Annotated in this window: 21 protein-coding genes and 1 pseudogene; 14 read left to right on the forward strand and 8 right to left on the reverse strand. The window is 62.6% G+C overall.

The features are described from left to right. The first annotated feature begins 9 nt into the window (after window positions 1-9). From xdhA to xdhC, 4 genes and pseudogenes are all read left to right on the forward strand, one after another. Entirely contained in the window at window positions 10-1473 is a 1464-nt protein-coding gene (gene xdhA / locus ATY78_RS23075; protein WP_088684629.1) for a xanthine dehydrogenase small subunit, read from the forward strand. Window positions 1474-1726: 253 nt separating this feature from the next. Continuing rightward, the gene (xdhB, locus tag ATY78_RS23085) at window positions 1727-4066 is read left to right on the forward strand and encodes a xanthine dehydrogenase molybdopterin binding subunit (RefSeq protein ID WP_088684631.1); all 2340 of its coding nucleotides are present in this window, start codon (window positions 1727-1729) and stop codon (window positions 4064-4066) included. A gap of 24 nt (window positions 4067-4090) precedes the next feature. Then, window positions 4091-4510 (forward strand): annotated as a pseudogene (locus ATY78_RS23090) (DUF559 domain-containing protein); the annotation flags it as partial. A gap of 249 nt (window positions 4511-4759) precedes the next feature. Next, window positions 4760-5575, forward strand: coding sequence for a xanthine dehydrogenase accessory protein XdhC (gene xdhC, locus ATY78_RS23095; protein ID WP_088684884.1), 816 nt, complete (start codon window positions 4760-4762; stop codon window positions 5573-5575). On the opposite strand, the gene ATY78_RS23100 is transcribed toward xdhC, so the two are convergent. Further along, window positions 5551-5754 carry a hypothetical protein gene (locus ATY78_RS23100; RefSeq protein WP_088684632.1) on the reverse strand — a complete coding sequence of 68 codons (204 nt, stop codon included), beginning with the start codon at window positions 5752-5754 and terminating at the stop codon, window positions 5551-5553. The two genes, xdhC and ATY78_RS23100, sit on opposite strands and share 25 nt — an antisense overlap. Before the next feature lie 101 nt (window positions 5755-5855). On the opposite strand from ATY78_RS23100, the gene gcvA reads away from it, so the two are divergent. Continuing rightward, entirely contained in the window at window positions 5856-6752 is an 897-nt protein-coding gene (gene gcvA / locus ATY78_RS23105; RefSeq protein ID WP_088684633.1) for a transcriptional regulator GcvA, read from the forward strand. A 67-nt stretch (window positions 6753-6819) separates the two neighbouring features. On the opposite strand, the gene ATY78_RS23110 is transcribed toward gcvA, so the two are convergent. Further along, window positions 6820-7152, reverse strand: a complete 333-nt coding sequence (locus ATY78_RS23110; protein ID WP_088684634.1) for a hypothetical protein — start codon at window positions 7150-7152, stop codon at window positions 6820-6822. Window positions 7153-7484: 332 nt separating this feature from the next. Here ATY78_RS23110 and puuD point away from each other — a divergent pair, with 332 nt between their 5' ends. The 5 genes from puuD (at window position 7485) to ATY78_RS23135 (ending at window position 11889) form a co-directional block, all read left to right on the forward strand. Next, a complete protein-coding gene (puuD, locus tag ATY78_RS23115) occupies window positions 7485-8723 on the forward strand; it encodes a urate hydroxylase PuuD (protein WP_088684635.1) in 1239 nt (412 codons plus the stop codon). Further along, window positions 8720-10027, forward strand: a complete 1308-nt coding sequence (guaD, locus tag ATY78_RS23120; RefSeq protein ID WP_088684636.1) for a guanine deaminase — start codon at window positions 8720-8722, stop codon at window positions 10025-10027. Before puuD ends, guaD begins: the two co-directional genes overlap by 4 nt. Window positions 10028-10080: 53 nt before the next feature. Beyond that, entirely contained in the window at window positions 10081-10341 is a 261-nt protein-coding gene (locus tag ATY78_RS23125; RefSeq protein ID WP_088684637.1) for a type II toxin-antitoxin system ParD family antitoxin, read from the forward strand. Window positions 10342-10344: 3 nt separating this feature from the next. Then, complete coding sequence (locus tag ATY78_RS23130; RefSeq protein ID WP_088684638.1) at window positions 10345-10644, forward strand: type II toxin-antitoxin system RelE/ParE family toxin; 300 nt, start codon at window positions 10345-10347, stop codon at window positions 10642-10644. Window positions 10645-10746: 102 nt separating this feature from the next. Next, window positions 10747-11889 (forward strand): alpha-hydroxy acid oxidase, encoded by a 1143-nt coding sequence (locus tag ATY78_RS23135; RefSeq protein WP_088684639.1) that lies wholly within the window; start codon window positions 10747-10749, stop codon window positions 11887-11889. Here the strand turns inward: ATY78_RS23135 and ATY78_RS23140 are convergent. Genes ATY78_RS23140 through ATY78_RS23150 form a run of 3 tightly spaced genes read right to left on the reverse strand, consistent with a single transcriptional unit; the run spans window position 11870 to window position 15454 of the window. After that, window positions 11870-12334 carry a hypothetical protein gene (locus ATY78_RS23140; protein WP_088684640.1) on the reverse strand — a complete coding sequence of 155 codons (465 nt, stop codon included), beginning with the start codon at window positions 12332-12334 and terminating at the stop codon, window positions 11870-11872. The two genes, ATY78_RS23135 and ATY78_RS23140, sit on opposite strands and share 20 nt — an antisense overlap. Then, on the reverse strand, window positions 12331-13659 hold the full coding sequence (locus ATY78_RS23145) for a phosphatase PAP2/dual specificity phosphatase family protein (protein ID WP_088684641.1): 1329 nt from the start codon (window positions 13657-13659) through the stop codon (window positions 12331-12333). Before ATY78_RS23145 ends, ATY78_RS23140 begins: the two co-directional genes overlap by 4 nt. A gap of 10 nt (window positions 13660-13669) precedes the next feature. After that, window positions 13670-15454 (reverse strand): bifunctional alpha/beta hydrolase/class I SAM-dependent methyltransferase, encoded by a 1785-nt coding sequence (locus ATY78_RS23150; protein WP_088684642.1) that lies wholly within the window; start codon window positions 15452-15454, stop codon window positions 13670-13672. Between the two features lie 197 nt (window positions 15455-15651). On the opposite strand from ATY78_RS23150, the gene ATY78_RS23155 reads away from it, so the two are divergent. From ATY78_RS23155 to ATY78_RS23170, 4 genes are all read left to right on the forward strand, one after another. After that, window positions 15652-16263 (forward strand): CDP-alcohol phosphatidyltransferase family protein, encoded by a 612-nt coding sequence (locus ATY78_RS23155; RefSeq protein ID WP_088684643.1) that lies wholly within the window; start codon window positions 15652-15654, stop codon window positions 16261-16263. A gap of 181 nt (window positions 16264-16444) precedes the next feature. After that, window positions 16445-17584 (forward strand): PspA/IM30 family protein, encoded by a 1140-nt coding sequence (locus ATY78_RS23160; RefSeq protein ID WP_088684644.1) that lies wholly within the window; start codon window positions 16445-16447, stop codon window positions 17582-17584. A 5-nt stretch (window positions 17585-17589) separates the two neighbouring features. Then, on the forward strand, window positions 17590-18237 hold the full coding sequence (locus tag ATY78_RS23165; RefSeq protein WP_088684645.1) for an OB-fold-containig protein: 648 nt from the start codon (window positions 17590-17592) through the stop codon (window positions 18235-18237). Continuing rightward, on the forward strand, window positions 18234-20000 hold the full coding sequence (locus ATY78_RS23170; protein ID WP_088684646.1) for a flotillin domain-containing protein: 1767 nt from the start codon (window positions 18234-18236) through the stop codon (window positions 19998-20000). The genes ATY78_RS23165 and ATY78_RS23170 overlap by 4 nt, the downstream gene beginning before the upstream one ends. Before the next feature lie 20 nt (window positions 20001-20020). Here ATY78_RS23170 and ATY78_RS23175 read toward each other — a convergent pair whose 3' ends face one another. From ATY78_RS23175 to ATY78_RS23185, 3 genes are read right to left on the reverse strand one after another with little or no spacing between them, the layout of a single operon-like run. Next, the gene (locus ATY78_RS23175; protein ID WP_088684647.1) at window positions 20021-20761 is read right to left on the reverse strand and encodes a metallophosphoesterase family protein; all 741 of its coding nucleotides are present in this window, start codon (window positions 20759-20761) and stop codon (window positions 20021-20023) included. Then, window positions 20762-21118, reverse strand: coding sequence for a hydroxyisourate hydrolase (gene uraH, locus ATY78_RS23180; RefSeq protein WP_088684648.1), 357 nt, complete (start codon window positions 21116-21118; stop codon window positions 20762-20764). Further along, window positions 21115-21615, reverse strand: coding sequence for an ureidoglycolate lyase (locus ATY78_RS23185; RefSeq protein WP_088684649.1), 501 nt, complete (start codon window positions 21613-21615; stop codon window positions 21115-21117). The genes uraH and ATY78_RS23185 overlap by 4 nt, the downstream gene beginning before the upstream one ends. Window positions 21616-21618: the final 3 nt, after the last annotated feature.

Genomic DNA, 21618 nt, shown 5'->3' on the forward strand with positions numbered 1-21618 from the left:
GGGAATATCATGAACGACAGCATCCGCTTCATCCTGAATGGCGAGGACATCGCCCTCTCCGATGTCAGGCCGACCGAGACGCTTCTCGATTTTCTGCGGTTGAAGCGGCGCCTGACGGGCACCAAGGAAGGATGCGCCGAAGGCGATTGCGGCGCCTGCACCGTGCTCGTCGGCAGGCTCGCCGATGGCAAGCTCACCTATGAATCCGTCAATGCCTGCATCCGTTTCATGGGCTCGCTGCACGCCACCCATGTGGTGACGGTCGAGCATCTCGCCGGCCGGGACGGCGCCCTGCATCCGGTGCAGCAGGCGCTGGTCGATTGCCATGGCTCGCAATGCGGCTTCTGCACCCCGGGCTTCGTCATGTCGCTCTACGGGCTGTGGCTGACGAAGGAGAAGCCGAGCCGCCGCGAGATCGAAAAGGCCCTGCAAGGCAATCTCTGTCGCTGCACCGGCTACGAACCCATCGTCAAGGCGGCCGAACAGGTGAGCCAGATGCGACCGAGCGCCCTCTTCGATCCACTGGAGCGGACGCGCTCGGAAATCGTCGCACGGCTCTGGGCCATGCAGGCGAGCGGCACCATCAGGATCGGGAGCGGCGAAGACAGTCTGATCGTGCCGGCTTCGGTCCAGGCACTGGCCGAAATCCTCTCGCAGGAGCCGGACGCGACCGTCGTCGCCGGCTCGACCGATGTCGGCCTCTGGGTGACGAAGCAGATGCGGCGGCTGAGCCCGGTCGTGTTCATCAATCACCTGAGCGAATTGCAGTCGATCATCGAAAACGACGACGGCATCATCATCGGCGCCGGCGTCAGCTATACCGGCGCCTTTGCCGCGATCTCGAAAAAGATCCCGGCGTTCGGGCGGCTGATCGACCGCATCGGCGGCGAACAGGTGCGCAACATGGGCACGATCGGCGGCAACATCGCCAACGGCTCGCCGATCGGCGACAGCCCGCCGCCGCTGATCGCCCTCGGCGCGACGCTGACGCTGCGCTCCCTCGAAGGTCAGCGCAAAATACCGCTCGAAGACTTTTTCATCGCCTATGGCAGGCAGGACCGGAAACCCGGCGAGTTCGTCGAAAGCGTCTTCGTGCCCTACCCCAAGGCCAGCCGCTTTGCCGCCTACAAGATCACCAAACGCCGCGACGAGGACATCACCGCCGTGCTCGGCGCCTTCCTGCTGACGCTCGACGATGCCGAGACGATCACCGACATCCGCATCGCTTTCGGCGGCATGGCCGCAACGCCGAAACGCGCTCGCACGGTGGAGGCCGAACTGATCGGCAAGCCCTGGACGGAAGCCACCATCGAAGCCGCCCGCCCCGCCTTCGACGCCGATTTCCAGCCACTCACCGACTGGCGCGCCACGGCGGAATACCGGCAATTGACGGCGAAGAACCTGTTGACGCGGTTCTATCTGGAAACGGTAGGGGCGCCGGCGGAGCTCAAGCGGTTCGAGGAGGTGGCGTGATGGAGACATTGATCAGAACGCCCGGAATGCAAGCATTGATGGGAATAGTCGCGGCCTCCTCCTCTCCCTCATTCCTGTGCTTGTCACAGGAATCCAGCGCGCCCAAGTCCTTGGGCGCAGGAAACCCTTCTCCGTCAGCATATGAATCATTCACGGCGCAGACGCGCCGTGGCTGGATTCCTGTGACAAGCACAGGAATGAGGGAGTGCGAAGTAGCCGCATTCCCTAACTCCCTTCGCGGAGGACTGATCTAATGGACAAGTCCACCTTCGAAGACCCCAAAGTCGTCATCTCAGGCCCCATGCACGGCTCGCTGCGCCATGATTCCGCGCACAAACACGTCACGGGAACCGCCGACTACATCGACGACATCCCCGAACCCGCGGGCCTGCTGCACGGCGCACTCGGCCTCTCCGACCGGGCGCATGCCGAAATCCTCAGCATCGACCTTTCCGAGGTCGCCGCCCATCCCGGCGTCGTCTGGGTCTTCACCGGCAAGGACGTGCCCGGCATCAACGACACCAGCTCCAACGGCAGCCATGACGAGCCGCTGCTTGCCGAAACTCTGGTGCAGTTCCACGGCCAGCCGATCTTTGCCGTCATCGCCGAGACGCGCGACGCCGCCCGTCGCGCTGCGCGGCTCGCGAAGATCGAATATCGCGACCTCCCGCATTGGAGCGATATCGACGGCGCGCTCGCCAACGGCAGCCCTCTCGTCATTACCCCGATGACGCTCCATCGCGGCGAGCCCGAAACGGAAATGCCGAACGCCGCCATGCGCCTGAAAGGCCAGATGCGCATCGGCGGACAGGAGCATTTCTACCTCGAAGGCCATATCGCCGTGGCGATCCCCGGCGAGGACGACGAGGTGACCGTCTGGTCCTCGACGCAGCATCCGAGCGAGATCCAGCATATCGTCGGCCATGTGCTCGATATCCCCTCCAACGCCGTGACCGTCAACGTGCGCCGCATGGGCGGCGGCTTCGGCGGCAAGGAAACGCAGGGCAGCCAGTTCGCCGCTCTTGCCGCCCTCGCCGCCAAGAAGCTCGGCCGCGCCATCAAATTCCGCCCCGACCGTGACGAGGATATGAGCGCCACCGGCAAGCGCCACGATTTCCTCGTCGATTACGAAGTGGGCTTCGATGCAGAAGGCCGCATCCACGCGGTCGACGCGACTTACGCGGCGCGCTGCGGCTTCTCCTCCGACCTCTCGGGACCAGTCACCGACCGCGCTCTCTTTCATGCCGATTCCAGCTATTTCTACCCACATGTGAACCTGGTCTCGAAGCCCTTGAAGACGCACACCGTCTCCAACACCGCCTTCCGCGGCTTCGGTGGGCCGCAGGGCATGCTCGGCGCAGAGCGCGTCATCGAGGAGATCGCCTATGCCCTCGGCAAGGACCCGCTCGATATCCGCAAGCTGAATTTCTACGGACAGCCGGGTTCCGGGCGCACGCTGACGCCCTACCATCAGGAGGTCGAGGACAACATCATCGCCCGGGTCGTCGAGGAGCTGGAGGAAACGGCCGAATACCGGGCGCGGCGCAACGCCATCATCGGCTTCAACCGCGACAGCCGCTACATCAGGAAAGGCATCGCGCTGACGCCGGTCAAATTCGGCATCTCCTTCACCATGACCGCTTTCAACCAGGCCGGCGCCCTCGTCCATATCTATCAGGATGGCTCGATCCACCTGAACCACGGCGGCACCGAAATGGGCCAGGGCCTCTATACCAAGGTGGCGCAGGTACTGGCCGACAGTTTCCAGGTCGATATCGACAGAGTGAAAATCACCGCGACGACGACTGCCAAGGTGCCGAACACCTCGGCCACCGCCGCCTCCTCCGGCTCGGACCTGAACGGCATGGCGGCCTATGATGCCGCCCGCCAGATCAAGGAACGGCTGGTGGCCTTTGCCACGGAAAAATGGAATGTGGCCCCCTCCGACGTCGTCTTCCTGCCGAACCGGGTGCGCGTCGGCGAGAACGAGATCGCTTTCCCCGATTTCATCAAGCAGGCCTATTTCGCCCGCGTCCAGCTTTCCGCCGCCGGCTTCTACAAGACGCCGAAGATCCACTGGGACCGCAAGGCCGGCCGCGGCACGCCTTTCTATTATTTCGCCTATGGCGCCGCCTGCACCGAGGTCTCGATCGACACCCTGACCGGCGAATATCTGATCGACCGAACAGACATCCTCCATGACGTCGGCCGCTCGCTGAACCCGGCGATCGACCTCGGCCAGGTCGAAGGCGCCTTCGTCCAGGGCCTGGGCTGGCTGACGACGGAAGAGCTATGGTGGGACGACAAGGGCCGCCTGCGCACCCACGCACCATCCACCTACAAGATCCCCCTCGCCTCCGACCGGCCGAAGATCTTCAACGTCCGGCTCGCCGAATGGTCGGAAAATGCCGAAGCGACGATCGGCCGCTCCAAGGCCGTCGGCGAACCGCCCTTCATGCTGGCGATCTCGGTGCTGGAAGCACTGTCGATGGCGGTGGCGAGCGTGGCGGACTACAAGGTCTGCCCGAGGCTCGATGCACCGGCGACGCCGGAACGCGTGCTGATGGCGGTGGAGCGGATGAAGCGGGTGTAGATGACCGCTGAGATGTCCGATCCCGAAGACACTAGGAAGAGACGTCCAGGCAAAACTCGTCAGGCCCGTAAACTACGCCAAACCGAAACTGAAGAGGAGCATCGGCTTTGGGGCGATCTGCGAAATCGACGGCTGAATGGATATAAGTTTACGCGACAAGCTCCCCTCGGGACCTACATCGCCGATTTTCTATGTCGCGAAGAGCGACTGATTATCGAAATCGATGGATTTCAACATGCCGACAATATGTCTGACATAGCTCGGACCTTGTGGCTAAATCAGGCTGGATATTCGATTCTCCGATTTTGGAATCACGAAATAACCCGAGAGCGAAGAGTAGTCCTCGAGACGATCCTTTCGGCACTTGAAGGGCGAATATTCCAGCGAGATGATATCCTTCGCTTCTATCCTGCGATCGTTCGTTCCGAGGGTGTGAAAACGTAATGTACTTGAACCAGGCCCCCTCATCCGACCCTTCGGGCCACCTTCTCCCCGCTGGGGAGAAGAGGGAGCAAGACCCTCTCGTACTGCCTGTCCGAACTGTTGCACCGGAGAGCGCCCTTTTAGAACGGATGATGGGATCAACGGCGAAGCGGCGATCTCCCTCTTCTCCCCAGCGGGGAGAAGGTGGCCCGAAGGGTCGGATGAGGGGGTCTTCGCGGCATACTCCCAAGGTAGCGAGGTCCATCAGTGCTGACTGACCTCCCGACCTTCCTCGCCGCCCACCCGGACAGCATCCTCGTCGACATCACCGGCACGCAAGGCTCCACCCCGCGCGAGGCCGGCGCCTTCATGCTCGTTTCGGCGAACGCCCTCTGGGGCACGATCGGCGGCGGACAGTTCGAGTTCATGGCAATCCACAACGCGCGGGAGATATTGGCCGGAACCGGCGGCATACCCACCATGGACATCCCGCTCGGCCCCGAGATCGGCCAATGCTGCGGCGGACGCACTGAGTTGCGGTTTCGGCGGCTGACACAGGCGCTGAAAGAGGAGCTTGAAGCCAGGCTCGCCGGCGAAATCGAGCATTTGCCCGAGGTGCTGCTCTTCGGAGCCGGCCATGTCGGCCGGGCGCTGGCGGCAGCCCTTGCGCCGCTGCCTCTGTCGGTGACGGTCGTCGAAACCAGGCAAGAGGAACTCGCCAACCTGCCGGATGGAACCCAGACCCGGCTCGTTCCGATGCCGGAAGCGCTGGTGAAGGATATTCCCTCAGGCGGCGCGGTCGTCATCCTGACCCATGACCACGCGCTTGATTTCCTCATCGCCCGCGAGGCGCTTGAGAGAACCGACCTCGCCTATACCGGCATGATCGGCTCGGCGACCAAGCGCGCCACCTTCGCAAGCTGGCTTTCCCGCGAAGGCGGCGGCGAGCGTGGCTGGATCGAGCGGTTGACGCTGCCGATCGGCGGCTCCGCGGTCAGGGACAAACGACCCGAAGTGATCGCCGCCATGACCGCGGCCGAGATCCTGACGGCGCTTGCGGCCTACCGCATGCGCTCGTCCTCGTAATAGGGATCGCGCCCGTCGAGGAAACCGAGATCGCGCTTGACGCGGTCCGGCGTCGCGTTGAGATCGAGCCGGGGCAGACGGCAGAAACGATCAACGCCTCCCGCCAGCCAGCCGGCAAGGCGCCGGAAAGCGCCGATTTCCTGCCGCGGCCGGCTCTCTTCGATAGCTTGGCAATCCATGACATCACCTCATCCGTTTAATGGTATGAGTTGCAGTTTGCCGCCAAAAATGCTGCAATTCCAATCGAACGACCGTCTGCATGCATCAAGAGAACTTATCCATGAAACTGTCGAAACAATTCCCGCTGAATGCGCTGCGCGTCTTCGAGGCCGCCGCCCGGCTCGGCAGTTTCACCAAGGCGGGCGACGAGCTCGGCATGACGCAGACGGCCGTCAGCTACCAGATCAAATTGCTGGAGGAGAATGTCGGCGAGCCGCTCTTCCTGCGCCGCCCCCGCCAGATCGCGCTGACGGAGACCGGCGAACGGCTGGCGCCGAAAGTGACGGAAGCCTTCGCCATGCTGCACGATGCGATGGCGACGGCGCGCGACAGCGTCGAAGGCACGCTCGCCATCAGCTCGACCCACACCTTTGCTTCGAAATGGCTGGCGCCGCGCCTCGGCTCCTTTCATCTGAAGCATCCGGCGATCGCGGTGCGCTTTCAGGCGACCTCCGACATCATCGACTTCGGCCGCGAACAGATCGACGTCGGCATCCGCTGGGGCGACGGCAATTGGCCGGGGCTGGCGCTGCACCGGCTGATGGGCCTGGAGTTCACGCCGATGCTGAGCCCGAAGCTGGCGGAATCGGCAGGCGGCATCAGGGAGCCCCGCGATCTCCTGAAATTCGATCTCTTCGATGCCGGCGATGTCTGGTGGAAACAATGGTTCGAGGCGGCCGGGGTCACGGAGACGGATCTCGACCGGCGCCCGCGCAACCAGCTCGGCTCCCAGGCGGTGGAAGCCGATGCGGCGATGGCCGGCCACGGCGTCGCCATCCTCAATCCGGCTTTCTATGCCGCCGAGATTGCGCTCGGTCGGCTCTACCAGCCTTTCGAACTGACCCGCAGCGACGGCAAGGCCTACTGGCTCGTCTATCCCGAAAACCGCCGCAACGTGCCGAAAATCAAGGCTTTCCGCAACTGGATCCTCGAAGAGATGAAAACGGCCGCAGTTTAAAGCATCCCGCGCCCGGCAACCTCACCAGGAAAAAGCCGTCATCCAGATCGGCTGTGCCGGTTTGGCTTCAAAATCCCATTTCCGGCGCGTAGAAGCAGCGCGGCGTGTTCTCGTTGGGGAACAGACAGAGGTGGTAATCGCCGTCGCCGGACTGCATCGCCTTCGTCATCGGCAGCAGAAAGACGTGAGCATGCGTGACAAGCCGGTGGTCGCCCGGCAGCAGCGTCACACGATATCCATTTGGCGTCACCGCCACGCTTTTCGACGGAATCATCTGGCAATCGCCATTATGACTGTCGCCGTTGCAACAATAGGGGTCATAACTCCACCCCGAAGGTGCGTCGTGAGCCATCGCCAACGATGCGTATGCCATCATCACACACGTCAGAATGCTGCGCATGGGCATCTCTCCGTCGATGAATGCGCCGCCGATATCTAACGGTTCTTATTATTTCATTCCGGCGGCCCGCAAACCTAACTGTATCCGCTCATCATAGTTTCAAGATCGGCTAATTTAGCAGATCCAGTATGAAACAGTAATAATGCACGGCTTCTCGGCAGCTTTTAGGCACGGGGCGGCAGATCGGCGGCGCGTTCCGTTGATCATTCCATTGTTCCCTTGGGCTGCCACCGTCGCGAAAACCGACGGGCATGTGCGGTTCTTCAATCTCCTCTTCCCTCCCCGCCAAAATTTCCGCAATGTCACGAGTCGGAGGAAGATAGGGGAACTCGATGTATGAATATGCCATAGCATGGGAATGGCTGGCCTTCGCGGCGCGCTGGTTCCATGTCGTCACCGCGATCGCCTGGATCGGCTCGTCCTTCTATTTCATCGCGCTCGACCTCGGACTGGTGAAACGCCCGCATCTGCCGCCCGGCGCCTATGGCGAGGAATGGCAGGTTCATGGCGGCGGCTTCTATCATATCCAGAAATATCTGGTGGCGCCGGCCCAGATGCCGGAACATCTGACCTGGTTCAAATATGAGAGCTATTTCACCTGGATCTCCGGCTTCCTGATGCTCTGCATCGTCTATTACGGCGGCGCCGACCTCTTCCTGATCGACAGGCATGTGCTCGATATCAGCCCGTCCGTCGCCATCGCGATCTCGTTGGCGTCGCTCGCCTTCGGCTGGATCGTCTACGACCTCTTGTGCAAATCGCCGCTTGGGCGCAACACCTGGGGACTGATGGCGGTGCTCTATGTCGTGCTCGTCTTCATGGCCTGGGGCTACACGCAGCTTTTCACCGGCCGCGCCGCCTTCCTGCATCTCGGCGCTTTCACCGCGACGATCATGTCGGCCAACGTCTTCATGATCATCATCCCGAACCAGAAGATCGTCGTCGCCGATCTCATTGCCGGGCGCACGCCCGATCCAAAATACGGGCAGATCGCCAAGCAGCGCTCGCTGCACAACAACTACCTGACGCTGCCCGTCATCTTCTTCATGCTGTCGAACCATTATCCGCTGGCCTTCGGCACGGCGTTCAACTGGGTGATCGCGGCGCTGGTCTTCCTGATGGGCGTCACCATCCGCCACTGGTTCAACACCACCCATGCGAGGAAGGGCCGGCCGACCTGGACCTGGATCGTCACCGTCATCCTCTTCATCCTGATCATGTGGCTTTCGACCGTGCCGAAGCAGCTGACGGGCGAGACGGATGCGGCCGCAGTAGCGCCCGCCTTCCAGCAATTCGCCGGAAATCCGCATTTTCCGGCCGTCAAGCAACTGGTCTCGACGCGCTGTTCCATGTGCCATGCCGCCGAGCCCGCCTATGAAGGCGTCGTGCGGCCGCCGAAGGGCGTGATGCTCGAAAACGACGCGGAAATTGCCGCCCATGCCCGAGAAATCTATATACAGGCAGGCCGCAGCCATGCCATGCCGCCCGGCAACGTGACCGATATTACGCCGGACGAACGCAGGCTGCTCGTCGCCTGGTTCGAAAGCGCAGTGGAAGGCAAGAAACAATGACGACGACACTTCTCCGCGGCCGCCTCCTCTCTTTCCATCGCGCGCCGCTGAGTCTTGCCGACAGCCAGAGTTATCTCTACGAGGAGGATGGCGGCCTTTTGATCGAGGACGGGCTGATCGCCGCGGTCGGCCCCTATGCCGACGTCAAGGCGAAAGCCGCCGAAGGCACGGCCGAGATTGACCACCGCCCGCATCTGATCATGCCCGGCTTCATCGACATGCACCTGCATTTTCCGCAGATGCAGGTGATCGCCTCCTATGCCGCCAACCTGCTCGAATGGCTGAACACCTACACTTTCCCCGAGGAATGCCGCTTCGTCGAAAGCGCGCATGCTGAAAGGATCGCCACGCATTTCTACGACGAACTGATCCGTCACGGCACGACGACGGCGGTCGCCTACTGCTCCGTGCACAAGACCTCGGCCGACGCCTTCTTCGCCGAGGCGATGAAGCGCAACATGCGCATGGTCGGCGGCAAGGTGATGATGGACCGCAACGCCCCGCAGGGCCTGCTCGACACGCCCGAAATGGGCTATGACGAGACCCGCCAGGTGATAGCGGACTGGCACGGCAAGGGCCGCAACCATGTCGCCATCACCCCGCGCTTCGCCATCACCTCGACGCCGGCGCAGATGGAGGCGACATCGGCGCTGGCCCGCGAGTTTCCCGACCTGCACATCCAGACGCATCTTTCGGAAAACCACGACGAGATCAAATTCACCTGCGAGCTCTATCCCGACGCGATCGACTATACCGACATCTATGCCCGCTACGGCCTGCTCGGGCCGAAAAGCCTCTTCGGCCATGCCATCCATCTCTCGGAGCGCGAAGCCGATGTCATGAGCGAGACCGGCTCCGTCGCCATCCACTGCCCGACCTCGAACCTCTTCCTCGGCTCCGGCCTGTTTCCGCTGAAGGCGCTGGCGCGCCGCGAAAAGCCGGTCCGCATCGGCGTCGCCACCGATATCGGCGGCGGCTCCAGCTATTCGATGCTGAAGACCATGGACGAGGCCTACAAGATCCAGCAGCTGCTCGGCGAACGGCTGAACCCGCTGGAAAGCTATTACCTGATGACCCGCGGCAATGCCGAGGCGCTGTCGCTCGCCGACCGGATCGGCACGCTGGAACCCGGCACCGAAGCCGACGTCGTCGTCCTCGATGCAGCCGCGACCCCGGCCATGGCGCTTAAGATGGAAACGGTGAAGACCCTGCCCGAGGAACTCTTCCTGATGCAGACGATGGGCGACGACCGGTCGATCGCGGAGACTTACGTGGCTGGCGTCGCTTTGAAAAAGGCCCTTTAGGCAAACTTGCAAAAATCGATCATTCTTCCCATAGTTCCATGAGGAGAAAAGCTATGGATCTGACCGTTTCATTGCCGGATGAACTGGCGAGCTACATCAAGAGAAAGATCGATTCCGGCGGTTACAGCTCTTCGAGCGACGTCGTGAGCGAAGCCCTGCGGCTGCTTGAAGAGCGCGACGATGCAAAAATTCGCGAGGTCGAACGGCTGCGGGATGCATGGCATGAAGGAATTCAGAGCGGAGATTTCGCTCCTTTGGATATCGATGCTGTAAAGGCCGAAGGGCGCCGGCGGTTTGGCGCATCCAAAGCCTGATCGATGGCCGCAGTTTTTTATTCGAGCCGAGCCCGCTCGGACATGCTGGACATTTGGTTGTGGATCGCCGGCAGCAGCGGCCAGACAATGGCCGATACCATCATCGCCCGTATCGAACAGCGCATTTCCTCTTTGAGCCGGCACCCGCAAATGGGTCCAAAACGACCGGAGATTGCTGAGGACGCCCGGGTGCTGGTGGTCGAAAGGTGGCTCGTGCTCTACTCTTTTGATAGCGAAGACGTTCGCATCGTGCGCATCATGGATGGAGCGAGTGACCTGCGCGATATACCTTGGGAAAAGTAACGACTCCATTGTTGTCGACGGGCGCCTTCGAAATTTCTCATAACGTCCTTCCTGATTTATGTTACGCCGGGGTAGCCACGTTCAGATGTGAAGGTTCCATTCATGGCTACTCCGCTCACCATCGCCGATCTGAAAAAACTCGCGCGGCGCCGCGTGCCGAAAATGTTCTTCGACTATGCGGATTCGGGCGCCTGGACGGAATCCACCTATCAGGCGAATGAGAGCGATTTCGGTGAGATCAAGCTGCGCCAGCGCGTGCTGGTGGACATGACCGACCGCACGCTGGAAACGACGATGATCGGCCAGAAAGTGTCCATGCCCGTGGCGCTGGCGCCGACCGGCCTGACCGGTATGCAGCATGCCGACGGCGAGATGCTGGCGGCGCGCGCGGCGGAAGAATTCGGCGTTCCCTTCACGCTCTCGACGATGAGCATCTGCTCGATCGAGGACGTCGCCTCGGTGACGACGCGCCCCTTCTGGTTCCAGCTCTATGTGATGAGGGACAAGGATTTCGTCCTCGGGCTGATCAACCGCGCCAAGGCCGCCAGATGCTCGGCGCTGGTGCTGACGGCCGATCTGCAGATCCTCGGCCAGCGCCACAAGGACCTGCGCAACGGCCTGTCGGCGCCGCCGAGATTCACCCCGAAACATCTCTGGCAGATGGCGACCCGGCCCTTCTGGTGCCTGGATATGCTGCAGACCAAGCGCCGCACCTTCGGCAATATCATCGGTCATGCGAAAAATGTCTCCAGTATCACTTCGCTCGCCGCATGGACGCACGCGCAGTTCGACCCGCGGCTCTCCTGGGCCGATGTCGCCTGGATCAAGGAGCAATGGGGCGGACCGCTGATCATCAAGGGCATCCTCGATCCGGAAGACGCAAGGGCCGCCGCCGACACCGGCGCCGATGCAATCGTCGTCTCCAATCATGGCGGCCGCCAGCTCGACGGCGCCCCCTCCTCGATCAGTATGCTGCCTTCAATCGTCGACGCCGTCGGCGACCGCATCGAAGTCCATCTCGACGGCGGCATCCGCTCCGGCCAGGACGTCTTGAAGGCCGTGGCGCTCGGCGCCAAGGGCACCTATATCGGCCGCCCCTTCCTCTATGGCCTCGGCGCGATGGGCAAGGACGGCGTCACACTGGCGCTCGACATCATCCGCAAGGAGATGGACATCACCATGGCGCTTTGCGGCAAGCGCGACATCAACGACGTGAACGCCTCGATCATATCAGGGCGAGGCTGAGAGAAGTCGGCAGCGCCCGGCCGTCGCTCGCAGTGAACAGAAGGATCGCGAAAATCACGAGACTGATGGCAAGCGCAAAACGCTGCCACCAGACGATGCGGCGCGATCCGGCAATTCGTCTTTCGAGGCCAGGCGGTGTCCCGTCAGGCTTGCGAAGCTGCATCCGGGAGAGCAGGTCGTCGACGGCGGCAAGACCGGCGGCCTCTGTCTCATGGCTCGACGCGAGGCGGAACAGCAGCGCATCGAAGAGGAGATGGATCGCCAGCGCAAGGACGATCCCGCAGAAAACCAGCATCAAGAGCCAGCCGAGCGCTGGAGCGAAGCCTCGATATCCCTGGGTGATCGGGCCGATAATCAGCGGCAACAGCGCCGTCAGCCCGCAGACGATTGAATTGCGGCCGAGATTTCGCGCAGCCGCCGAGGCCGTGGCATTCCACTGCGTCATTGCAAGCCCTCCGTCACGGCATGGATGCTTTCCTCGGGCAGATGAACCCGCCGCCCCGCCCGCTCGATCAGCCGCAGCGCTTCGGCCGGAGTTTCGCAGCGCCGGCTGATGAGCAGCCAACGCACGATGACGCCGGCGCTGCGCTGGAAACCGAGCGCACAGCAGACGAGGATCGGTCCCTGGTGGCGCGCAGCCTCGATGAGGTTCGCCGCGGCGAGCGTCTGGATCTTGTCGAGACCTGTCAGATCAAGGGTCGGAAAGCTGCACCAGCGCGTTGATGTCCCGCTCGGGCACTGAAACTCGCCGGTGAGGTCGATCACCGTGGCAAAACGGTCGGCCTCGTGGCGACGCGGAAAACGGCCGAGATGGACGCCGTCAGCGATCGCCACGGATGACGGCATTTTCCGGGTCCAGAGCCAAACGTTGATGAGAGCGCCGAGCCGATAGGGTGCCAGCAGCCAGCGGCTGGCAAGCGCCGCCCGGCCATCGGCGCGTTTCAGGAATATCTGCGGGCCGGCGCCGAAATATCCGACTGCGACGATCGCCAGCGCAACGGCCGGCCAGAGCAACAGAAGCGCTGCGGCCGATAGAGGAGTAAAGAGCGCTGCAAGGCCGAGAAATGCGAGGGCGCCGCATAGATAATAGATACCGAGACGGCGCGACTTCGCATCGTCGCTCAGAGCAAAATTCGCAAGAGGCGAACCGGCATCGCGCGGGAAAAGCCAGGCGGCAAACAGGCCGAGCAGCACGCCGGTCGGTATGTCCATGACGTGATGCTGCCACGTCGTCAGCACGGAGGCGCCGATGAGGAAGCACCAGAAATGCCAGAGAAGCCGTATCCTCCCCGGCAGCCGGCCGCGCAGATGGTCCCAGATCACCACCAGCAGCGCGATATGCAGCGACGGCGCCTGGTTGAACGGCTTGTCGAAGCCGCCGAGGACGGCAAACATGAAACCGGGCAGGCCGCTCGTTGCCGGCCGCACGAAGATTGCTTCGAGAGGAAACGCGATAAAGCAGGCAACCGCGATCAACTGGATCGTCAGATAACGCCTCGCGAGCCTATCCACGTCGCGCGGCGTGGTGTTGATGAACAGGCAGAGCCCGTAGAACAGGTTGATCGACCAGTATGGAATGATCGTCCATCCCAAGAACGGAATGGCGCCTTCCCATGCGAAGGCGATGTTCGGCACATGCGCGCGTTGCGACGCCAGCCAGTTGGCGCCGCCATAGGTCAGGTAGAAGAACGGCGCCAGGAAGGCGAGCCAGAGTGCGGCCCGCTTCAGGACCGGCGCTGTCCGGGAAAGAGGAGAATGTGCCTGCCCCAAGGCTTTGCCCTCAAACTCTCTCCGCCAGCGAGACGGTGAAAATGCCCCACTGGTCGATGCGCTGTTCGATCTTGCGGAAACCGGCCGCGGCGATGAGTTGATCCATTTCTTCTTGCGTGCGCCGCCGCATCACCCATGCCTGACCGCCACGGTGGGAAGTGAGCGCGCGGGCGATCATCTCCAGTTGCGGATGCCATGGCTGGTTGGTGTAGACGAGCAGACCACCGGGCTGCATCGCGCGGGCGATCCCGTCGAGCGAGGCGGCGATCATCGCATTGTCGGAAAACAGCTCGTAAAGGCCGGAGACGATCGCCAGATCCGGAGCCGGCGTGATCGCAGCCAGCCCCTCGCCGTCAAAGGCATCCTGCTGACGGAAGCTCACGAAATCACCCAGTCCACGCGCGGCGATGCTGTTGCGGCCGGCCTCGACGTTGATCGGGGAATAATCCTGCAGCCGCGCGCTATCGGGACGCACGGCAGCCGTTTCGATCGCATCGAGGACATAACGGCCGTGCCCGGCCGCGATGTCGAGCATATGGGTGCTGCGGCCGGCTGCCTTCAGGCGTTGAAGCCCGTGGTCGATCAGTTCCTGCAGATGCAGCTTGCGTTGCCTGATGCCGCGCCAGCCGATCGCCTCGAGGAACACCTTGTCGATCAACCGCCCACCGGGACCGAGCCCCCGCGGTTCATTCTCGTAGACGTAATCGAGCGTCGAGCCGGAATCGAAACCGGTCTTGACGCCGGTCTTTATGCCTTCGGACACCAGCGCGCCGAGCCTGATGTTGAGACGGCTGAGCGCCCAGTAGATGCCGCGCGGGGATGCGGCGTCCAGAGGGCTTGCGAGGCGGTCGGCCTCGTCCTTGGTATAGCCCTGGACATGGGCGGTGCGAAGGTCGGCAGGCGCCCGGGGTTCGGCGAAACGCGCTTCGATGAAACGGCGAACCTCGGCCAGCGCAATCGCCCGGTCCCTTTCGCCAAGCGTGTCGTGGTAGAAGCCGGCGAGCACATGCCGTTCCTTGATGCGGCTGCCGAGGTTTTCGTAAAACCGGTGCTGCGGCGCATGCCGCACCACCCAGTCGCTGCCGGAGATCAGCAACTGGGTCGGAACGGTGATGGCGCGGGCGTCGCTGACGACGCGGGCTGCCGCCTCATAGAGCTGCAACAGAATGTTGGAGGCGATCGGCCTAGATATCAAAGGGTCGGCTTCAAAGGAGGCGATGCGCTCCGGATCATGCGTCAGAAACCTCGCCTTGACATAGGAATTGACGAAGAACGTTCCCTTGAGCTTTTCCCAGAGCGCAATGCCTTCCCTGGCAAAAGGCACATAGAGCTTGACGCTGAAGGCGGGTGAGGCCAGCACGAACGCACGGATCGGCGGCGCATAGTCGTGCACCCAGGTGCTGGCAAGAACCGCGCCGACGCTCTGCGCAATGACGGCGATGTCTTCGACCGCAGTACCGCTTGTCTCGCTGACATGGCGGACGAAGCAATCGAGATCACGCGCCGAGGCGGCAAAGGATGGCGAATAGCCGCGCTCTCCCGGCGAACGCCCGTGGCCGCGCGCGTCCCAGGCGTAGAAGGCAAAATCATCGAGGCCGAGCTCGGCGGGAAGATGGGCGACGCGGCCGCTGTGCTCATGGCCGCGATGGAGAAGAATGATCGCGCCCTTGGCTGCAGCGCCGGTCGCAGGCCAGGTCCGATAAAACAGTCGAGTGCCGTCATGCGAGACAAATTCGGATTCACGCACTGGTCTGGCCGTCGAGGACGGTTGCACGCTATCGGTAGTCTGCAGCACGGTCTTCTCCAATTCTGATTGATGGATGAGTTGCAACCATTGGCGGCAACAGTGATTTGCTTTTATTGCAAAAGTCTAGCTGCAAATGTAAGTCCTTGAGAAGACCGACATGAGATGGGACTTTCCTCACAAGTACGACGATCCGCACGTCCGAGCCGATAGACTATGATCATGCCACGAAACTCCACTGAGGTAGCATGTCCGTTTACCAATTGAAGTCCCGATTTCAGGATATTCTCCGCCCTCTGGTGCGCGCCCTGGCGGCGCGAGGCGTTACCGCCAATCAGGTGACTTCGGTTGCTGCCGCCGTCTCGGTTGCACTTGGCCTTTTTCTGAGCGTCGCCCCGCTGCCGCATTGGTTTTTCTTGGTGCCTGTATGGTTTCTCCTGCGCATGGGCCTCAATGCCATTGACGGCATGCTCGCGCGCGAACATGGGCAGAAGAGCATTTTAGGCGCCTATCTCAACGAGATCGGTGACGTCATATCGGATGCTGCCCTTTATTTGCCGTTTGCGTTCATCGATCCGAACGATCTGATGCCGGTCATAACAGTCATATTCCTCTCGGCGCTGACGGAATTTGCCGGCGTCCTGGGTCAAACGGTCGGTGCAAGCCGGCGTTACGACGGGCCGCTGGGCAAGAGCGACCGTGCAGTGCTGTTCGGCGCGCTCGGCCTCTTTATCGCCGTTGGCGGTACGTTTGCAGCGTGGACCTCATGGCTTTGGGCCGCGGTGGCTCTGCTTCTCGCATGGACCACCGTCAACCGTATCCGCGCCGGTATTCGTGAGGCGCAAACGGCCGCCGGATAGGAAGCGGAGCCGATCGGGCGCCGGTTCTTCCATCGGCATTGTATTCCGGAAACTATGTCGAACGCCGTTTCTTTCGAGTTGCTTGGCAAGTGTTCCTTCCGGGCCGCTCTCCTTTAAAACCGGGTTGTATTTTTAGCGCCACCTCTTGAAAGCACAAAAGCGGTGCTTTATGTTTTATACTATGGCGAACATAGGTAAGACATCTCACCCATCGCTGCTGCGCTACACGCTCGCGCCGGATGATCAGGCCCGGCAGGCGCTTGACGACACCATTGTCGCCTATCGCAGGATGATCGACATCCTCACTGAGATCATCGACGACAAGGCGGGCGCCAATCTCGTCGTCCTGCATGAGCTTGCCTATGAAACCGTTCGCGAACAGACGGGCCTGCCGGCGCGGCTGGTCACACTCGGCCTTCGTGATTTCGCCGCCAATCGCGGCGTGATCGCCGATCCGCCGCAGCTGCCGCTCGATGACAAGCTCTTCGCCATCAAAGGCCCCTCGGACCTGACGATCGCCACGGTGCACGGGCGCGTTGCCGTGCCCTTCGACGTCGCCGGTTATTCCAGGGGATGGGAGAGCATTTTTCCGGCCTATCTTGTCGCCGGCCACAATCATTACGAGATTCACATCGGCGTCACGCCGAATTCCGCTCGGATGGAGGAAAACATGACGAACGAAGGCATTCTTTCACGCATGGGTCGCCTGATCGCGGGCATCGCGAATGCGGCGGTCGACAAGGCGGAAGGCGTCAACAAGATCGCCGTCATCGAACAGGCGATCCGCGAGATCGATGCGGCAGCGGACGAGGCCCGCACCGATATCGGCAAGGCGCGCGCCGAGGAATACCGCATCCAGAGCCGCAGGGACGAAATCGTCGAGGACATGAACGCACTCGACGAAAAGATCCGCCTTGCCGTCTCCTCCGGGCGCGACGACCTCGCAAAGGCCGGCGTCGCCCGCCAGATCGATCTCGAATCCCAGATCGCCGCGCTCGACAAGGCGCTGGCCGATGCCAAAGAGCAGGTGGACGAGGGCCAGAAAGCCCTGCAGGCCGTGCTTGCAACGCGCCGCGAGGCCGACGCCCGCCTTGCCGATTTCAAGCGCAGCATCGCCCAGCATCCCGAACAGGTGGCAGCCGGCCACGCCAGGCCCGCGCCGGGCGCCGGTGCGGCCCGCGCGGCCGCCGCGGTCTCGCGGCTGACCGGCGTTCCATCAGACGAGCATATCCATAGTTCCGAACTGGACGAACTCGACCGGCTGCACCGCGAACAGGCGATCGAGGCGCGCCTCGCTCGCTTCAAGGCGGATAACCGGTAACGCCGATGGCACTTCTCTTCGCCCCCGAATGTGCTCCCTTCGCCATCGCCGCCGCCGTGCTCGCAGGCCTGACCGCAATCGAAATGCTTGCGACCGTCATGGGTTTTTCGATCATGGAATTTCTGGGAAAACCGGATTTCCATGGCCATGACGGCCTCTCGGGCTACCTATCCTGGCTCAATGTCGGTGGCGTTCCCCTGCTCATCCTCATCATGCTGGCGCTCGGCTTCTTCGCCATGACCGGCTTTGCCATACAGGCCGTCGCCAACGCCTTCTGGGCGCCGCTTCCCGCCATCGTCGCCGCCATTCCCGCCATCCTGGTCACGGTTCCCATGGTCAGGGCGTCGAGCCGGACCGTGGCGCGGATCGTGCCGCACGACGAGACCTATGCCGTCGATCTCGACGCGCTGATCGGCCGGACCGCCGAAGTGTCGCTCGGTCCGCTCGACCAGGGACTGCCCGGGCGCGTCCGCGTCAAGGACCAGCATGGAAACTGGCACGTGCTGAGAGCCAAGGCCGCCAGAGACCAGGGCCCTCTCAAGGTCGGCACCGAGGTTCTCCTCGTCGATCGCAAGGCAGATGTATTTATCGCCATTCCCGCGCTGGCGGATCCCGCCGCAGCGGACAATCAATCTTTCAGGGAGCAGCCATGATGTATGACATTATTCTACCGGCCGGCATCGGCATCGTTCTGATCTTCGGCATCGGCTTTGTCCTCGCCTCTCTCTATACGCGCTCCAGCCGCGACGAGGCCTATGTGCGCACCGGCCTCGGCGGCCAGAAGGTCGTGCTCGACGGCGGTTCCGTCGTCCTGCCGATTTTTCACTCAACCGCCAGGGTGAACCTGAAAACCCTGCGGCTCGAGGTTCGCCGCGGCGAGGGCGATGCGCTGATCACCAAGGACCGTATGCGCGTCGATATCGGCGCCGAGTTCTACGTGCGGGTCAAACCCGATGCCTCGTCGATTGCCCTTGCCGCCCAGACGCTCGGCAACCGCACCAACGACGCCGAGGCGCTCCGCATCCTGATCGAAGCGAAATTCGTCGACGGCCTCCGCTCGGTGGCGGCGACCATGAACCTCGACGCGCTGCAGGAACAGCGCATGGATTTCGTCAAGGCCGTGCAGGAAGCCGTCGGCGCAGACCTCCAGTCCAACGGTCTCGAGCTCGAATCCGTGTCGCTCACCCGTCTCGACCAGACCGACATCAAGCATTTCAACGCCAACAACTTCTTCGACGCCCAGGGTCTTGCGGCACTGACCCGCATCACCGAGGGCCGCAAGAAGGAGCGAAACGAAATCGTCCGCGACACCGAAGTCGCCATCGCCCAGAAGGATCTGGAAGCCCGCCAGCAGTCGCTGGCGATCGAGCGGACGAAGCGCGAAGCCGAACTCAACCAGGAACGCGACATCGCCAACAAATCCGCCGCGACGCGCGCCGAAACCGCGCAGCAGGAACAGGCGGCCAAGCGCGCCGAGGAGGAGGCCCGCATCGCCTCCGAACAGGCGATCGCCGAGCGAGAGGCAGCCGCCAAGCAGGCCCGCGAAAGCGCCAACATCGATGCCGCCCGCGCCGTCCAGCAGCGCGATACCGAAGCCAAGCGCGACCTTCAGATCGTCGCCCAGGAAAGCGCCATCGCCGTCGCCAACAAGAGCCGCGAAGAATCCGAGGCGAAGGCGACTGCCGAAATGGCCCGCGCCCGCGCAATCGCGGCGGAGGAAAAGGTCGGCACCGCCAAGGCCATCGAAATTGCCGAGCGCGAAAAGCAGATCGCCGTGATCGATGCGCGCAAGACCGCCGAAACCGAAGCCACCGCCGTCACCGTCGGCGCGGAGGCCGAGAAGCAGGCTGCGATCGACCAGGCGGAAGCCATCAAGACGCTTGCGACCGCCGAAGCGGATGCGGCGATCATCAAGGCCAAGGGCATCCTCGAAACCGGCCGGGCTCAGGCTGAAAGCGAAGCGCTTCTCAACGAAGCCCGCAACAAGCTCAGCCAGACCATCATCGAGTTCGAGATCACCCGCGAGCGTATCCGCATCATTCCCGAGGCGCTCGCCGAGGCGGTCAAGCCGATCGAGAAGATCTCCGATATCAGGATCTTCGACACCGGCGGCATGCTCGGCCGCGGAAACGGCGCGAACGGAGAAGGCGGCATCGGCATGGGCGAAGGACTGGCTGGCCAGTTGCTCGCCTACCAGGCCAATAAGCCGATCCTCGACAAGCTGTTGCAGGAAGCGGGCTTCGACGGCGATAACGCCATTTCGGCCCTCCTTGGAAATCTCGATGGCGCAAAACCGGCAAAGCCGGCCGCCCCTCCGGCAAGGCCTGCAATCCCGGCCACGGCTCCGGCAAAGCCGGCAGCACCGGCCGCAGCCCCGGCAACGCCGATCGCCCCTCAGGCGCCGAAGAAGGAATAGTCCGGCGCAGGCAGGTCCAGTTAGCGCACCCAGCCTGTCGCCAGCGCGCTCGCCCAGTCGGCACGGCCCCTTTCGGCGGCCAGTGCCGACATTGCCATATGGTCATAGGCAACGGTTCGGAATTGCCATATCCAGCCCGCCGCCGTCTTTTCCAGGATGGCATAGCTCGCCAGCGGATGGCCCGCTTCGACCTTGTGATAGTAGGGCAGAACATCGTCATAGGCGGGGCAACCGACGCTGCCGGGATTGACGATCAGGCGGCCGTCGGAAAGGCGGACGGCGCGCGGGAGATGGCTGTGGCCGCAGAGGATCAACGGCAGGTCGATGCCCTCCGCCAGCGCCTTGATCGCTTCGATCGGCTTCGGAAAGACGTAGCCCTCCGGCGAGACGGACTCCAGCCAATAGAGATTGTCGTCCTTCGGCGTCGCGTGGCAGAGATAGGCCTCGCCGCGATAGACGGTATCGAACGGCAGGCCCCGCAGCCAATCGAGATGGGACGGCGTCAGTTGCCGGTAAGCGACGGCATCCGAAGCATGCATCAAGGCCGGGTCCTGCTCGATGAGATAGCGGTCGTGATTGCCGCGCACCGAGGTCAGGCCGAGCGGCATCAGCATGTCGGCCGTCCGGCCGGCCTCCAGCGGGCCACTGAAGAAATCACCGAGATTGACGATCTCCTCGATGCCCTGCGCCCGGATATCCGCAAGCACCGCCTCGAGCGCCAGATGGTTGCCGTGAATGTCGGCGATCGCGGCAAACCTCATTCAGCTTCCTCTATAAGTGGAATAGCCATAGGGCGAAAGCAGCAGGGGCACGTGGTAATGCGCCGTGACATCGGCGACGCCGAAGCGGATCGGCACGAGGTCGAGGAAGGCCGGATGCGGCAGCGGCGTACCGATGCACCTGAGATAATCGCCGGCGTGAAAGACCAGTTCATAGGTCCCGACGTGGAAATTTTCACCGGCGAGGATGGGGCCGCCATCGACCCGGCCGTCGGCATTGGTCTCTACCGTCGTCAGATGCCTGCGCATTTCGCCGTCGATCCGGAAAAGATCGATCCTGAGGCCTTCGGCCGGCTTGCCGAGAGCGGTGTCGAGAACATGCGTGGTCAGTCCACTCATAGGGTTGGCTCTCTGATGATGAAGGGGGTCTCGAAGAAGAATTCCTCCAGATTATTGCCCGGCCCGTCGCGGTCGACGACCAGGAAATCCGAGGGCTCGCCGAGCGCCATCAGCGGATGATGCCAGACGTTGCGGCGGTAGTTCACGCCCTGATCCCCGCGCGCCAGAAACACTTGCGGCCGGCCGGGACGTCCGTTCTCGTCCTCGGAGACGACGATGAGGAAAGGGCGGCCCGAAACCGGCGAGAAACTCTGGCTGCCGAAGGGATGGCGCTCCATCATGTCGACCGCATAGGGAAAACTGCGCGGCTGGCCACGGAAGAGATTGATGATGACGCGCGCGCCCTCACCCCTCGCTTCGGCTGCGGCGAGCGCATGGAAGCGCTCCGTCGTGCCGCCATTGATGAACCGCATCGAGGCCGGATCGGCCTCGATCACTTCGCCGAAGGGCGCGAAGGCGGAGCGGGTGAGCGGGCGGATGTCGAGAAATTCGGACATGGC

Origin of the sequence: Rhizobium sp. R635 (genome assembly GCF_002211285.1) — a bacterium.
In the GTDB taxonomy this organism is placed as follows: domain Bacteria; phylum Pseudomonadota; class Alphaproteobacteria; order Rhizobiales; family Rhizobiaceae; genus Rhizobium.